Genomic DNA, 15,138 nt, shown 5'->3' on the forward strand with positions numbered 1-15,138 from the left:
CCTAAATTTCCCCCGTTAACCAAGAATTCTATCCCTATTATACAAAAAAACCTGTAGATTTGGCCACTAGTTAGGGACTTTGTCTACAAGCTGAGAAAGCCAGAATTGTCTGGCTTTCTTTTCTTTTTATTTCTTTTTATTGTTTAGGAACAATTTAGATACTATCTCCTTAAATGCAGGATTATTCATAATCTCGAAGATATTAATGTTTTCTTGAGGAGAACCTTTTTCTTCCTTTAACTGATCAACTTTTTCTTCTTCATATTCATCGTTTCTTTGAAAGAATGATAAAGGTGGAGGAGGTAGAGCCCTCTTTCTTGATTTTGGTTCTTCGACTCCCTGTTCACCATTTGTGCCAATTGATGCTAATGATTTAACAACTTCTCTTAGTACCCCATTGTCTTTAAATGCCATTGCTACAGTATAAGCAACTCCCATCCACATCTCTAATTGCCTGGCCATAATCGATAATTCCTTTGTTAAACTTCTCATATCATCAATTTTCCCAACTAAGTCAAAATTTTTGAAGCTAAATGATTCAGGTATAATCGCTGGAAATTGTCTTTCTTCTTGTTCTTCTACAACAAAAGAACGTGGCGTCCGTTTCTTTTGGGTACTTTTGCTATTCACATAAACTGAGGATGATTTTCTTTTATGGGAACCCACGCTATGAATCCCTCCTTCAAGCTTCCCTGATTTGCCATTTCAATATATGCTATGACCTAAAAATCCTGGCGTTCGCCCATTTCTATTCCCTTCTTATATTTTTTTGCTGCCCAATTTTCAATTTTTTGTGATTTCTAGGCATTATCCCATCACAGATTTTTCCCTTTCCTAGTAATTTATATTGTAAAAGGAGGAATGTTTTGTGACTGACCAAAAACCGACTAAAAAGGATTTTGTAGACTTGATCAATTCTGTAATGGGCCGAGAAGTGATGAATGAAGATCAACTTTCTCGCTTTTTAGAAGAGGCAAAGAAAGTCAAAGATACAAAAGGCACAGAAGGATTACTTGAATATGTGCAAAGAGTTACGAACGCACCTACGAGTAAAGACCAACTTCGAAGAATGGCAGACCATATCCAAAAAACAGGAAGTGTTGGATCTGCGTTAGATTTTCTAAAAAATGAAAAATTACTATCTGATTCTCAAGCCCAACAATTGCAAAATGCTATTCAAAAAACAGCAAAAAAGAAGAGAAAAAAATAGAAAGGAGTTTTTTCAATGACTCCTTATCCTTGGCAAAAACCGCCTTTTTACCCTTTACCTTTCTTTCGACACAAACCTATAAGAAACACACAATATGTCAAAAAAATTGTTTTTCTTAGGCCTGATGTTTCTCCACAGGAATCTTACTATGATTTAAAAATGTGTGGTACGAGAGGGTTAAAATATTTAAAGGGGCTTCACGCCTTTATCGGAAATTTCCCTGTTAACTCGAGAACAGACTTCCGAACGCATCCTGATATTTTTTACGTTGAGGAAGACATTGAAGTCAAAATTCATGTTCCGTTCAAAGGGAAAATCCTAACAAAACCTCAAGTTATTCCTTGGGGAATTAAACGAATACATGCCGATCAAGCTTGGCCTGTTACACAAGGAAAAGGAGTTCGTGTTGCCATTCTTGATACGGGTATCGCCTTTGATCATCCGGACCTAAGACCGAATGTAAAAGGTGGAGTTAATTTACTTAGCCGTTTTCTACCACCTTATGATCACAACGGCCATGGTACACATGTAGCCGGGATTGTTGGTGCAGTCAATAACCGTATTGGCGTGGTTGGTGCAGCGCCACAAGTCGATCTTTATGCAGTAAAAGCCTTCAATAAAGATGGTACAGCAAAATTATCTGATATTATTAAAGGAATTGATTGGTGTATCAGTAACAAAATACAGATCATCAATATGAGTTTTGGCTTTAATGAACCAAGTTCTACCTTCCAAGAAACGATTCGAAGAGCACATGAAGCTGGTATTGTCATGATCGCTGCATCAGGAAATAAAGGAACTCGAGGACGTTTAGAATATCCAGCTCAATTTGCTGAAACCATCGCTGTTACATCGATCAATCAGGAGGATCAAATCTCTAAATTTAGTACGATCGGACCTAGAGTTGATTTAGCTGCTCCCGGTGAGAAAATTATTTCCACTTGGACGAATAACTCCTATCGCGAACTGAGTGGGACATCGATGGCTGTAGCCCATGTGACGGGAGTTGCAGCATTAATGTTAAGTAAATATCGCTTATCATCCGAAGAATTAAGACAGTTTTTACGCCAATCTGCCGTTCCGATCCAAGCATCTTCTTATGCCCAGGGTGCTGGTGTTGTGAATGCTTCGGTATTAGCAAGAGCAGCTGTTGAGTAATTTCAACAGCTGCTTTTTTAAAAGTATATGATGAAGCAATGGCTTTCCTTTCTAACATGAAATGGCTTGTACATAGGTTTGTATATTCCAACGCATGGAATATATAAACTCCTATTTTCTTTTATTCTTAATTAATCGCCCAATACATGCAAATATAGCAAAAGAAATCACAACAAACGCAATTAAATAGAATAGACTATCAGCAGAAATATTTGATAGAACGGCTCCACCAAGATAAGGTCCGATAATACTACCTATTCCGAAGTGAATCGTCGCAATAATATTGGCTGTTGGTAATAAAGAAATTGGGATCAAATCGGATACATACGCAAGCCCTAAAGAATATAATGAGCCAACAAGTCCACCAGCAAGAATAAAAATGGAAAACAATCCATAATTCGAATTCGTAAAAGGGACAAGCCCAAATAGGATTCCCCCAATCAATGTCACAAGAGTAAGAACTTTTTTTCTACCAAACTTATCACTAACGATACCAAGTGGAAGCTGGAAAATCAGGCTGCCAATTACAAATGAAGATAATAAAGTGGACACAACTGTTTCTCGTATTCCAGTTCGGATTCCGTAGATTGGAAAACTAGAATTGAGTGTTGCTTCTAAGAAACCATAGATAAACATCGGCATTAAACCGATTCCAGCTAAGGAATAAACCTGCAAATATCGTTTTTCCGTATGGGTTTCTTGTGACTGTTCAGGCATTTCATTTTTTAAAAGAAGAATAGTCATGAATATAAGGATGAATAAGAATACAGCTACGATAAAAGGTACCCAATGTCCATATCGTAAAAGTATCAATCCAAGCGGTCCGATTCCAAAGCCGATTCCATAAGATAGACCATATAACGAAATCGTCCTTCCCCTTTTCTCAGGGAGGACGGTCGATGTAATCCATACCTGAGTCGCAAAATGAAGGGCATTATCCCCAATCCCGACAATGAACCGAAGAAAAATCCAGAAATAAAAGTTCATCCATAAAGGAAATAGGATCATCGATCCAACGACCAATCCCATTCCTGTAATGATCATCGGTTTAAAGCCAAATCTCCGCACAGGTTTCTCCATAAAAGGAGAGGCAAGTAACATCCCAATATATAAAGCAGCAGAACTTAATCCATTAAAGGTTGCAGAGATCCCTTGTTGTTCAAGTAATACGGATAACAAAGGAAGCAATAATCCTTGGCTAAATCCCGATACAACTATAGTAACCACTAAGATATAAAACCGTTTTTGGTCCCAACGGGTTGATTGGTTTAATACTAATGTTGCTTCATTCATGAGCAGAACTCCTTATATAATTTCTCAATCATATCAACGAAGGTTATATACTTTAAATGGATTATATGTTCTAACGCACTCCGACTCCTCGCGGTTTTCATTGAATAAATAGTAGGGAAGAAAACTCGCTCGTAAAAGTCGTGCTTATAGAACATATAATCACATCTTAATCGACTGAAAGAGAATTGACAATGATTTTCCCATCTTTCTATGTTAATATTAGAGTAAAACATGAATGACTAAGTTCTATAAGTATTTTAATAGTATTCGGAGAGGGGGCCATCCTTTGAATAAAGACGCGGCTTTTTTTTCAAGTATGGTTGTTGCTTTTCTCGCATTGATCTCTACATTTGAGGTATATAGATGGGTCGGTATTAAAGGAACAATTCTCACGATAGGGGCATCTATTGCATGGATTGCACTTGGATTCTATTTCAAAAAATCAAAGTCAGTCTAAAATTATAAGTTTCCTTTCTTATCCCATGAAAAAGGCATTCTCAGTTGCTTCTGAGCAATGCCTTTTTTCTAATATAATCGAGTTCATTTAAAATCCATAAATACTCATACCACCATCAACAAAAATCGTATGACCAGTCACATAACTAGAGGCATCTGATGCTAAGAACACGGCTGGACCTACTAATTCCTTGACATCTCCAACGCGACGTAAGGGCGTGCGACTGATTACCTCATCATAATACTCTTTGTTTGTTAATAATTTCTCTGTTAACGGCGTCTTAAAATACCAAGGGGCAATCGCATTGACGCGAACATTATATTTTCCCCATTCCAGTGCTAAGGTTTTCGTCATTTGGATAATACCTGCTTTTGTCGCAGCATAGGCCACCCCTGTTCTTAAAGCAACATGTCCAGCGACGGAACTAATATTAATAATCGAACCGTGTTTTTGTTCTACCATATGTTTTCCTACTGCTTGACTAGCGAGAAAAACAGATTTCATATTGGTTTGAATAATAAGTTCCCATTCTTCTTCAGAGACTTCTAGTGCAGGAGTACGAATATTCATCCCCGCGTTATTGATAAGAATATCGATTTTTCCAAAAGTATGCAGAGTTTGTTCGACCATTCTTTCAATTTCTTCTTTTTTCTTTACATCAGTAGATATGCCAATTGCTTTTCTCCCTTTTTGTTCAATCTCTAAAACGGTCTGGTCAATATCCGATTGAGTTCTGGCTACAACGACAACATCGGCACCAGCATCTGCTAATCCTAAGGCTATTGCCTTACCAATTCCTTTTCCCGATCCTGTGATCACTGCCACTTTTCCTTCTAGATTAAATAAGTCCATTTCATCCATCTCCTATTTCATCTTTACCTACCATTTTAGAAAAATATAGGATGTCCCTCAACAGAAAGTTTAAAGAACCCAATAAAAAAGACTTAAACAAGCAATCTGCTTAAGTCCTTTTAGATCATTTTCATTTATCCTAATGCAATTCGATCGTCTACGAACTTCTCACCTTTTAACTCTTCAAACGCATGAATTAAATCGGCTGGAGTCATTTTCGCTTTTTGCAACTCGTTTAGCTCGAGTACGATTTCCCCTTGGTGCATCATAATTAAACGATTTCCTAATTTTAAAGCCTGATCCATGTTATGAGTAATCATTAGTGTTGTAAGATGGTCTTGTTTCACAATCTTTTCCGTAAGATGAGTGATTAATCTTGCTCTTTTCGGATCAAGGGCGGCTGTATGTTCATCTAGCAGTAAAATTTTGGGCTGTGTAAAAGTTGCCATTAATAAGCTTAGTGCTTGACGTTCTCCCCCTGAGAGCAAGCCCACTTTCGTTTCCAAGCGATTTTCTAGGTTTAGTTCCAATGACTCAAGAGAAGTTCGGAAAAAATCGCGAAGATTCTTATTCAAAGCAAGTCGTAATCCTCTTTTCTTTCCCCTTTTATATGCCATCGCTAGATTTTCTTCAATTGTCATTGTAGGGGCTGTTCCCGCCATTGGGTCCTGAAATACACGACCAATGTATTTGGCTCGTTGACTTTCATTTAAGCGGGTAACATCTTCACCATCGATAGCAATGGATCCACGATCTACTTGATAAACGCCAGCAATCGCATTCATTAATGTGGACTTACCTGCGCCATTACTACCGATGACCGTAACAAAGTCACCCTTATATAAATGAAGGTCAATACTGATTAGCGCTTGTTTTTCATTTACGGTTCCTTGGTTGAATGTTTTCGATATCTGATTGACTCTTAACATCACTTGTTCCCCTCTCTTTGCTTCAACCTTCTTTTGTTACTTTTTTCAGCGAATAATCGATTGATTGAATCGGATTCCCTACCACAGCTTTTTTTTTATTCTTTAATGAAAAGCGAGGGAGTGTAAGAGATACGATGACAAGTAACGCTGTGATTAATTTCATGTCTGTAGGACTAAAACCAGGAAGGTACAAAGCTAAAGCAATAACCAGTCGATAGATAACGGCTCCACACACGACCGAGAATGTTGCTCTTCGGATCGAACGATTACCAAAGATCGCTTCACCGATAATAACCGATGCCAACCCAACTACAATCATTCCGACACCCATTTGAATATCGGCGTAACCTTGGTATTGGGCCATTATCCCTCCTGCTAAGCCTACTAATGCATTAGATAAAACCAATCCAATAATTGTGGAATAGTCGGTATTGACACCCACACTTCGAATCATCGAAGGATTATCACCTGTTGCTCGGATTGCTAAACCTAATTCCGTCTGCAAGAACCAATCGATCAACTTCTTTATTACGATAACAAAAATAAATAATACGATTGTAAATAACCAAGCATTGATCGATTGAGAGATCAATGAATCTCCTAAGGTTTGCTGTATCGTTTCTTTTAAATTCTCAAATGGTGTGAAAATCGTATCAAAACGAAAAAGTGAAAGATTAGCAGTCCCCATGATTTTCAAATTAATGGAATATAGGGCCGTCATGGTTAGGATCCCTGCTAAAAGTCCATTCACTTTTCCCTTAGTATGCAATATTCCTGTGATGAAACCTGCAATTCCACCTGCAAGTAATGCGAAAAATAAAGCAAAAAAAGGATTTAAACCTTTTGTGATCAATAAGGTAGAAAGGGCAGCTCCCATTGGGAAGCTACCATCTACCGTTAAATCAGGATAATCTAATATTCGAAAAGCTAAATAGACACCTATTGCCATTAAGGAATAGATCAATCCTTGTTCGAATGAACCAATCAGTACATTCATAATGCTCCTCCTCTAGTTGTAAAATCTCACTTACTCGATTACCTCATCCGCTTTCTTTAACAACTCCTCAGAAAGTTCAACTCCCATACTTTTCGCTGCTTTCTTATTAATGATCAGCTTCATATCTTTTTGTGTTTCAATTGGCATGTCTTGTGGTTTGGCTTCACCTTTTAGGATTTTCACAGCCATTTCCCCTGTTTGATAACCTAATTTATAGTAATCTAGGCCATAAGTGATTAAGCCGCCTTTTTTCACTGAATCTCCTTCACCAACGACTACAGGAATCTTTGTTTGTTCTGCTACTTTAAGAACAGAATCGAGAGCGGATACCACAGTATTATCTGTTGGAACATAAATCGCATCTACTTTAGCTGCAAGAGCATCTGCTGCTTGCTTTACTTCGGAACTATTGGTAATCCCTATTAACTCTAGATTAAGTCCTAACTCTGGTGCAACTTCTTTTGCAATCTTGATTTGAACTTCTGAATTGGCTTCCCCTGTATTGTAAATAATCCCTACTTTTTTGGCAGAAGGTTTTACTTCTTTTACTAAAGCTAATTGATCCTTCACCGGATTCATATCTGTGGTTCCTGTTACATTTGTACCTGGTTTATCCATCGACTTCACAACACCGGCAGTTACTGGATCCGTTACAGCTGTGATCAAAATTGGAATATCTTTCGTTTGTTGAGCTGCTGCTTGGGCAGAAGGAGTAGCAATCGCAAAGATCAAATCCACCTTATCATTAACGAATTTTTGCGAAATGGTAGTTAAGTTTTGTACTTGTCCTTGAGCATTTTGATAGTCCAATTTTATTTGTTTTCCGTCCTCATACCCGTTTGCTTTTAGCGCATCAATAAATCCTTGTCTCGAGGCATCTAAGGATGGATGTTCTACAATTTGGACGATTCCAATTGTTTTTTGCTTTTCAGTTGAAGTCTTTGAATCTTTCGTATCTGTACTTGATGTTGAACAAGCAACTAAAGATAAAATACTAATCATAAGTGCAAGAATCAAAGTTCCTCGAATCCACTTTTTCATATCATTCTCTCCCTACTTTTCGATATGTATTTCCATTCTACTTTATTACTTATATACTTAAACGTATATGCGCTTTAACGCGTATACGTAATAAAGTTTATTAAATTAATGATAACAAGTTTTCTGCATTTTTACAATTCATTTTTCATTTAACTGAAAATTCAGTCAAATAATAAACTCTTTAATCCAACTACAATGAAAACTTTGTAGTAATTTGACAATAACAAAAAAAGATGACACTCCTGTGCCATCTACTTTTGCTTCTCTAATTCTCTTTTTGCCTTAGAAAGAATCAATTTGGTTTTCATATAATCTTCGTCCGAGACCATCTTGTATTCATATAAATCTTGCAGTTCAAGCTCCATCAACACAAGATCATCTAATTGATTTCCTGTATAAATGAATGTACCAAACTGTTTTAAAAGATCTCGAACAAACATTACGTCATTCCCTGACATTAGCTTTCTTTCTTTTCGTTTTCGTTTTCATCTAAAATATCTTTCGTTGCATTTTTAAACTCTTTAATGGTTCGTCCAAACGCGCGTCCCACTTCAGGTAGTTTACTAGGTCCAAAAATGACCAATGCAATGACTAAAATCAGAATTAATCCAGGAATACCAATATTATTTAACATCGAAAACACCTCCATAAAATGATAAACCAGAAATGATAAAGAAAGGTTTCAATAATATTTATGCCTCTTTCTTTATTTTTATCTTAATGCAAAAAAAGTGCCAAATCACAAACCTCAACTTTATCCATTTTCCCAAAACAACTTACTTTGACAAACTGTCATAGTATGCGATATTGTCATTATGATTTACTTCGGTTCAAGCTGGTAGCTTTCAATTTTTCGATAAAGGTTTCGTAAACTAATCCCTAAAATTTGTGCGGCTTTCGTCTTATTCCAATCACACTCCTTTAAAACCCTCTCAATATGTTGCCGTTCTAATTCTTCTAATGAAATCATCGTGTGAGTGGCCACCTCCTCCTTTCTCTCTTTCTTTTCCTCGACTGAGTTTAGACTGTGTGGGAAAATATCAGAGGATTGAATCATCTTGCCCATTGACAAGAGGACACCTCGTTCAATTAAATGAGATAATTCTCGAATATTCCCCGGAAAATGATAATGGGATAAAGCTTGTAATGCTTCATTACTCAATTGTTTCTCCCCATAAAGACTCTGATACTTCGTTAGAAAATATTGTGCTAACAAGGGAATATCCGATTTTCGTTCTCGAAGTGGGGGGACAACCAGTTTCATTACGTTTAAACGGAAATATAGATCTTCGCGAAAATTCCCCATCTCGATCTCCTTTTCTAAATTGCGATTCGTTGCCGCTACAAGTCGAACATCTACTTTACGCAATTGATTATCTCCAACCCGACGAAATTCCCCACTTTCTAGAAAACGCAATAATTTCACTTGTAATGACAAAGGCATCTCGCCAATCTCATCCAGAAACAATGTCCCTTTATGGGCCATTTCTACCAAACCTTTTTTTTCAGTGACTGCACCTGTAAAAGCTCCTTTCGCATGACCAAATAGTTCACTTTCTAACAGGTTTTCCATTAGTGCACCTGAATTGATCGCGATAAACGGTTGGTTCGCCCGATCACTCCAAGCATGAAGTGCTCTAGCAATTAACTCTTTTCCAGTTCCACTTTCACCCTCGATTAATACTGGAACATGGCTTTTAGACACTCGTTTTGTCATTTCCAACAACATTTTCAGTTTCGGATGTTCGCCGACGATTTCAAATTGCGAACCTTCTGATTGCAAAACTTCTTTTAAACGCTGATTTTCTTCAAAAAGTTGTTTCTTTTCAATCGCTTTTTGAATGATGACATCCAGTTCTGAAAGATTATAGGGTTTGGTCAAATAGTCATAGGCACCTGATTTCATCGCTTCAATCGCTGTTTCAACCGTTCCATGGCCTGTAAGCATGATCACTTCAATATCAGGCACTAGTTTTTTTGCTACTTTTAACAGCTCAATACCATCCATTCCAGGCATCTTAATATCAAAAATTCCGACATCATAGGCTTTCTCTTTCATCATTTTTAATGATTTTTCTCCAGATAATGCCCCATCCACCTTATAACCTTTTCTCTTTAATCGTTGTACTAACAATTGCAAAAGATCCTCTTCATCATCCACTACAAGGATTTGGATCATATGTTCCATTTCGACCACCTCCTATTATGCTTATGCAGTGGGAAAGATGATTCGTACCACTGTCCCTTTTCCTTGTTGGCTTTCAATCTGTATATCCCCATTCATTTTCTTCATGATTTGATAAGAAATATAGAGTCCAAGACCTGTTCCTTTGCCAACAGGTTTTGTGGTATAGAAGGGGTCAAAGACTTTCTGTAATTGATCACTTGTCATCCCCTGTCCATTATCCTGAATTTGAATCTCAACCTGATTTAGTGATTTATGTGTCGATAACGTTAATTGCCCACCTTCATCCATCGCATCAATGGCATTTTGGATAATGTTAATCAATACCTGCTGAATTTGCAAGCTATCACCATGAACCAAAGGAAGATCCGTTTGAAATAGCTTATCAATTTGAATTTGTTTTTTCTTTAAAACATGTTGCATCAATATTAAGCTATCCTCAATCAATTTAGACAGATCAATATCTTGAGTAACAAATGAAGTCTTTCTCGTAAAATTAAGCAAACTTCCAGTAATCCCTTTACAACGATCGACATTATTCCGAATAATGTCCAGATAGCGATCGATTTCTCCCGCTTGTACTAATTCCTCAATCGGTTCCTCTTTTATTCTTTCTTTGAGATCCTCAGCATAAGCACTAATGGAAGCTAAGGGATTATTCACCTCATGTGCAAATCCAGAAGCAAGAATACCTAATGCGGAAAGTTTATCAGCCTGAATCACCATTTCTTCAAGTTGTCGTTGTTCTGTAACATCTTCCACAACGACTAAATATTTTGGATCACCTTCTCTCACTTTTTCAAGAGGATACATTCGGTGGCTATACATTTTTTTCTGACCATTATTTTGAACCGTAGTGACGATTTCATTTTGACATTGCATAGGGTCTTTTAACGTAATCGGACAATTTTGACAAGGTTCAGATAAACGTCCTAATAAAGAATAACAAGAAAATTGTTGGCGATCATCAGCCAACCATTGTCGTAACCGATCATTCATCCATTCGACTGAATAATCGTCATGAATTAAAGCAAAGCCTGACCCACTTCCATTCACAATCGTATCGAGGTGTTCTTTTTCCCTTGCCAAATGATCTGTTTTTAGCTGAAGTTCATCTGTCATATGGTTAAAAGCAGCAGCTAATTGACCAAATTCATCTTTGGATTGATAATTGATTTTTGCATCCAGTTTTCCTTTTGTCACCTTTTGTACTGCTTTTTCCATCAACTCAATCGGTTTGGTAAACCAAATGCCAAATACAACACTAAGCAGGACAACTATTCCACTCACAAGTCCCATCATGATCAATAAACGTTGAATCAGAAATTGAATGGACGCAAATGCTTGTGCAATTGGCTGTTCAATAATTACTCCCCAATTTGCCGAAGCAATCGGGGCATATGCACCAATGACCTTTTCTCCTGTATAACTGCGATACTGTGTTGGTTCTGACATCCTACCCTTATGGTCGATCATTTTTTGTAATTCAGGAGCTTGTATGACATTTTTGCCTAATATGACTTGACCAAAATCGGTATGAGCAATCAATCGGCTTTTGTCATCAATCAAATAAATGTAGCCATTTTTACCGGAATGAATCGCAGAGATATTTTGAAATGTACCTTTTAAATTCACATCAACAACGAAATGCCCTTGATAAGAATGATCTTCTGGTGAATAGACTGTTCGTACCATTCGAATCGATGGCGTACCATCTGCTTTAAACTGAACCGAACTCATCCAATCTTGTTTGTTTGTTGTATTTTGTAATACCAACTCATGGAGTGAATTAGCCATTTGTTGTAGCTTATCCTTACTCATCCATCGAGATACTCCAGTAATAACTTGTCCCTGTTGGTCAAGAAGAAATGCGTTCTCAATTTCCGGATCCTGCTTAAGAAATCCGTACAGACTCTGTTCCCATCGTTGTTTTGCTTGGGAATTGTTAGTAATTACATCATTGGCATCAATCGTGAGTTGCATCTTGCTATCAATCGTAGAGAGTAGGTGATCTACCTCTGTCGCGGCTCGTTGGACAATGTAAAGTTGTTTTTCTTTTACACCTTCCTCTAAGGTATTTTTAGAGGTTTGAATATTATAACCGCCAACAATTGCAATCGGTAAAATGGACATTGTAATACCAAAGAATAAAAGTTTAAATTTAATTCGATTCCAAAAAGAGAGTGAATAGCGTTTGTTCTTACCAAGATGTCGATTCATTATTCAATCTCCCTTTCCGTTACAGGAATCCGTTGGATAAACGCACTACCGCTTTTTGAAAAATGAATGTTCAATTTTTTTTCGGTTAACGAATTAGCCAATAACCGCACTGTATTTGGTTTTTCTACCGGAATATCTCTTGGAACTTGACCCTGTAGAATGCGGCTAACCATACTTGCACATTGGTAACCCTGATCATAATATGAAACACCGTAAGATAAAAGGAAACCATTTTTCACATCATTGATATTTACCCCAAAAATAGGGACTTTTTTCTGTAATCCGATTTGACTTAATTGTGGACTGATTTCTTCAAGATAGAAACTTGGAAGAACTAGTATTCCTTCATCTTTTTTTAGAGGGATTTTTTTAAACGTCTCTAATTGTTGTGTATCTGAGATTGAAAGTGGAGTGATCTGTATTCCTTCTTCTTTTGCTATCTTTTTTACTTGTTCTAAACTAAGCAGACTTGCATCAACTTGTCCATCATAAATCACAATGACATTTTGAATAGACGGAATGAGCATGGAAAACAATTCTAATCGTTTTGCGGATAGCTCAATATGGCCATTTTCAACTCCAGTCATTCTCCCCTCTGGTTTTTTATAGTTTTCAACTAAATGAAGTTGTCCAGCATTTGCTACTCCTAGAAAAATAACCGGTGTTTTTCCTCCCTTATTTTCTTTAAAAAATTTTGCCTCAATGGCACCACCAGCTACAATCACATCAAGATTCATTCGATCAAGTTCAGAAGCATAGCGTTCCATTAGCTTCACATTATTTTTTGCATCTTTGATGGTATAAGTGACGTTCATTCCTTCGATATAGCCTAAGTTTTGCAAACCATCTTTCAGTCCTTTCACTTTTTCCAATCGTTCAGGACCACTTAGTAGAATTCCTATTCGAAATTGTTCTTTTGCTTCACTTTGATTTTTCCACTGTTGAAAACCTAAAAAGGAGAAAAACAAAACGCTAACGATGACGGTCACCCAAGCGAATCTTTTCATGATGTCCTCCAATCTACAAATATCTATCTATATTTATTGTACCATAGGACTAAGCGGAAAGATTGTTACAAATTTATTTCCTACTGCCAATCCTGTAGCACCGCCAAGTTGTCGCCCTTACCGGGCGCAACACAAAAAATCCCTATTCGCAAAGGAATAGGGATATAAATAAATAATTAAGGGGGGGGGGAATTGTACATTACTTAACGTTTTTTAACGAATTAATGTTGTTCTTTGTTTCCACCTGATTTTAAAATGTTAAAGATGTTTTTTGCTATGTCGGTATTGTCAATTAACCCGGAAAACCTTTCTTTTGTAGGGCCATAAGCGTAGACTGGAACATCTTCTCCCGTATGACCACCTGTTGTCCATCCTGTAAAGGAACGCACATTAAAAATTGCTTCAATCGCATTATCAATTTTTGTTTGGTCTTTTGTAGCAGCGGCTTCTTTTACTGATTGAATTTCCTGTGAAGTTAATTGTAAATTAATATATTGTTTTAATGTATCTTCTACAATGGCGCCTTTTGCAATCAAATTGGAAATATAGTCTGGTGTCCGTTTTGCCGCTTGGATAGGAGCTGCATTAAAATTATAAATTCCGTTGGCTCCTATAGATAATCCACCGGTTGAATGGTCAGCCGTTGCCACGACTAAGGTATGTCCATCTTTCTTGGCAAAATCAATGGCTGCTTTAAACGCATCCTCGAAATCTTTCACTTCGCTCATAGCGGCGACAATATCATGGTCATGACCTGCCCAGTCAATTTGACTACCTTCCACCATTAAGAAGAAACCTTTTTTATTCTTACTTAAACGTTGAATGGCTGCTTGAGTCATCTCTTGTAAAGATGGAGTTTGATCGTCACGGTCAATCATTTTATCTAAACCGCCAGGTGCGAACAATCCAAGAATCTGCTTATTATTGTCTTCTATTAATTCTTCACGAGTTGTGACATAACTGTAACCGTCTTTTTTAAACTCGCTTACAAGGTTACGATCTTTACGAACGAAGTTCTTTAATCCTCCACCAAGCATGACATCTACTTTATGTTTTCCATTAATCATTTCATCATAATAATCGTCGGCAATCGCATCCATATTTTTACGACTAATTTCATGGGCACCAAAGGCGGCAGGAGTTGCATGAGTGATTTCGGATGTGGCCACTAATCCTGTTGACTTTCCTTCTTCTTTTGCTTGTTCTAGTAAAGTTTTTACATTGGTAAAGTCATTATCGACAGCAATTGCTGCATTATACGTTTTGACTCCTGCCGACAAAGCAGTGGCAGCAGCTGCTGAATCTGTGATATTCTCATGTTCATCTTCTGGATAGGTGGTTTGTAGTCCTACTAGGTATTTATCAAATTCAGTTTTCTCCATTTCCGGCGTGTTTGGATTATCCTTCATGTAACGATATGCCGTTGTATAAGATGTTCCCATTCCATCCCCGATTAACAAAATGACATTCTTAATCTTTGCTTCATCCTCTTTCTTTGCATCAACAAACGATGGGATGACACCAGACATTGTTGTAATGACCATCGATGATAGAAATGCAATAAGTAAAACTCTTTTACTAAATTTCTTTTTCAATTTCCTTCTCCTCCTTCAAGCTTTGTTTTTTCTCACATGAATAACTATAGCCTGTAAATGTTAGGAGAATATTTGTCAATTGTAAATCCTTATTAATGAATTGTTATAGTTATATTAACACCAAATTTGGATCTATTCGCTTAAGGGACAATTCCCTTAACGCATTCTATACAGATAGATTGAAAACAGAATAG

Annotated in this window: 14 protein-coding genes and 1 pseudogene; 3 read left to right on the top strand and 12 right to left on the bottom strand. The window is 37.1% G+C overall.

Going from position 1 to position 15,138, the window contains the following annotated elements:
• Positions 1-126 precede the first annotated feature (126 nt).
• Positions 127-684, bottom strand: a pseudogene (locus EDD72_RS06990) (hypothetical protein); the annotation flags it as partial.
• A gap of 184 nt (positions 685-868) precedes the next feature.
• Here EDD72_RS06990 and EDD72_RS06995 point away from each other — a divergent pair.
• The gene (locus EDD72_RS06995; protein ID WP_132768712.1) at positions 869-1,210 is read left to right on the top strand and encodes a hypothetical protein; all 342 of its coding nucleotides are present in this window, start codon (positions 869-871) and stop codon (positions 1,208-1,210) included.
• A 15-nt stretch (positions 1,211-1,225) separates the two neighbouring features.
• A complete protein-coding gene (locus EDD72_RS07000; RefSeq protein WP_132768715.1) occupies positions 1,226-2,368 on the top strand; it encodes a S8 family peptidase in 1,143 nt (380 codons plus the stop codon).
• A gap of 111 nt (positions 2,369-2,479) precedes the next feature.
• Here the strand turns inward: EDD72_RS07000 and EDD72_RS07005 are convergent, their stop codons facing one another.
• Positions 2,480-3,661 carry an MFS transporter gene (locus EDD72_RS07005; RefSeq protein WP_132768718.1) on the bottom strand — a complete coding sequence of 394 codons (1,182 nt, stop codon included), beginning with the start codon at positions 3,659-3,661 and terminating at the stop codon, positions 2,480-2,482.
• Between the two features lie 286 nt (positions 3,662-3,947).
• Between EDD72_RS07005 and EDD72_RS12525 the strand changes: the two genes are divergently transcribed.
• Entirely contained in the window at positions 3,948-4,118 is a 171-nt protein-coding gene (locus EDD72_RS12525; RefSeq protein WP_165895000.1) for a hypothetical protein, read from the top strand.
• An 87-nt stretch (positions 4,119-4,205) separates the two neighbouring features.
• Here the strand turns inward: EDD72_RS12525 and EDD72_RS07010 are convergent, their stop codons facing one another.
• The 10 genes from EDD72_RS07010 to EDD72_RS07055 all read right to left on the bottom strand — a co-directional run bounded on the left by EDD72_RS07010 (position 4,206) and on the right by EDD72_RS07055 (position 14,893).
• On the bottom strand, positions 4,206-4,970 hold the full coding sequence (locus EDD72_RS07010; protein WP_132768720.1) for an SDR family NAD(P)-dependent oxidoreductase: 765 nt from the start codon (positions 4,968-4,970) through the stop codon (positions 4,206-4,208).
• Positions 4,971-5,104: 134 nt separating this feature from the next.
• Complete coding sequence (locus EDD72_RS07015; protein ID WP_132768723.1) at positions 5,105-5,899, bottom strand: ABC transporter ATP-binding protein; 795 nt, start codon at positions 5,897-5,899, stop codon at positions 5,105-5,107.
• A gap of 22 nt (positions 5,900-5,921) precedes the next feature.
• On the bottom strand, positions 5,922-6,896 hold the full coding sequence (locus EDD72_RS07020; protein WP_132768726.1) for an ABC transporter permease: 975 nt from the start codon (positions 6,894-6,896) through the stop codon (positions 5,922-5,924).
• Positions 6,897-6,926: 30 nt separating this feature from the next.
• Positions 6,927-7,937 (bottom strand): ABC transporter substrate-binding protein, encoded by a 1,011-nt coding sequence (locus EDD72_RS07025; protein WP_132768728.1) that lies wholly within the window; start codon positions 7,935-7,937, stop codon positions 6,927-6,929.
• A gap of 251 nt (positions 7,938-8,188) precedes the next feature.
• Positions 8,189-8,395: a YqgQ family protein gene (locus tag EDD72_RS07030; protein ID WP_132768730.1), complete on the bottom strand. Its 207-nt coding sequence runs from the start codon at positions 8,393-8,395 to the stop codon at positions 8,189-8,191.
• Positions 8,395-8,571, bottom strand: a complete 177-nt coding sequence (locus EDD72_RS07035; protein ID WP_132768732.1) for a twin-arginine translocase TatA/TatE family subunit — start codon at positions 8,569-8,571, stop codon at positions 8,395-8,397. The genes EDD72_RS07030 and EDD72_RS07035 overlap by 1 nt, the downstream gene beginning before the upstream one ends.
• Positions 8,572-8,757: 186 nt before the next feature.
• Positions 8,758-10,125, bottom strand: coding sequence for a sigma-54-dependent transcriptional regulator (locus EDD72_RS07040; RefSeq protein ID WP_132768734.1), 1,368 nt, complete (start codon positions 10,123-10,125; stop codon positions 8,758-8,760).
• 21 nt (positions 10,126-10,146) lie between these two features.
• Complete coding sequence (locus EDD72_RS07045) at positions 10,147-12,342, bottom strand: ATP-binding protein (protein ID WP_132768736.1); 2,196 nt, start codon at positions 12,340-12,342, stop codon at positions 10,147-10,149.
• On the bottom strand, positions 12,342-13,349 hold the full coding sequence (locus tag EDD72_RS07050) for an ABC transporter substrate-binding protein (protein WP_132768739.1): 1,008 nt from the start codon (positions 13,347-13,349) through the stop codon (positions 12,342-12,344). The genes EDD72_RS07045 and EDD72_RS07050 overlap by 1 nt, the downstream gene beginning before the upstream one ends.
• A gap of 221 nt (positions 13,350-13,570) precedes the next feature.
• Positions 13,571-14,893 (bottom strand): alkaline phosphatase, encoded by a 1,323-nt coding sequence (locus tag EDD72_RS07055; RefSeq protein ID WP_132768858.1) that lies wholly within the window; start codon positions 14,891-14,893, stop codon positions 13,571-13,573.
• Positions 14,894-15,138 lie beyond the last annotated feature (245 nt).

Source organism: Tepidibacillus fermentans (assembly GCF_004342885.1).
Taxonomy (GTDB): Bacteria; Bacillota; Bacilli; order Tepidibacillales; family Tepidibacillaceae; genus Tepidibacillus; species Tepidibacillus fermentans.

Bases quoted from the DNA above. Each gene is read 5' to 3' on its own strand.
- EDD72_RS07000 (WP_132768715.1), top strand. From the start codon at position 1,226: ATGACTCCTTATCCTTGGCAAAAACCGCCTTTTTACCCTTTACCTTTC.
- EDD72_RS07005 (WP_132768718.1), bottom strand. From the start codon at position 3,661: ATGAATGAAGCAACATTAGTATTAAACCAATCAACCCGTTGGGACCAA.
- EDD72_RS07010 (WP_132768720.1), bottom strand. From the start codon at position 4,970: ATGGACTTATTTAATCTAGAAGGAAAAGTGGCAGTGATCACAGGATCG.
- EDD72_RS07015 (WP_132768723.1), bottom strand. From the start codon at position 5,899: ATGTTAAGAGTCAATCAGATATCGAAAACATTCAACCAAGGAACCGTA.
- EDD72_RS07020 (WP_132768726.1), bottom strand. From the start codon at position 6,896: ATGAATGTACTGATTGGTTCATTCGAACAAGGATTGATCTATTCCTTA.
- EDD72_RS07025 (WP_132768728.1), bottom strand. From the start codon at position 7,937: ATGAAAAAGTGGATTCGAGGAACTTTGATTCTTGCACTTATGATTAGT.
- EDD72_RS07030 (WP_132768730.1), bottom strand. From the start codon at position 8,395: ATGTCAGGGAATGACGTAATGTTTGTTCGAGATCTTTTAAAACAGTTT.
- EDD72_RS07035 (WP_132768732.1), bottom strand. From the start codon at position 8,571: ATGTTAAATAATATTGGTATTCCTGGATTAATTCTGATTTTAGTCATT.
- EDD72_RS07040 (WP_132768734.1), bottom strand. From the start codon at position 10,125: ATGGAACATATGATCCAAATCCTTGTAGTGGATGATGAAGAGGATCTT.
- EDD72_RS07045 (WP_132768736.1), bottom strand. From the start codon at position 12,342: ATGAATCGACATCTTGGTAAGAACAAACGCTATTCACTCTCTTTTTGG.
- EDD72_RS07050 (WP_132768739.1), bottom strand. From the start codon at position 13,349: ATGAAAAGATTCGCTTGGGTGACCGTCATCGTTAGCGTTTTGTTTTTC.
- EDD72_RS07055 (WP_132768858.1), bottom strand. From the start codon at position 14,893: ATGGTCATTACAACAATGTCTGGTGTCATCCCATCGTTTGTTGATGCA.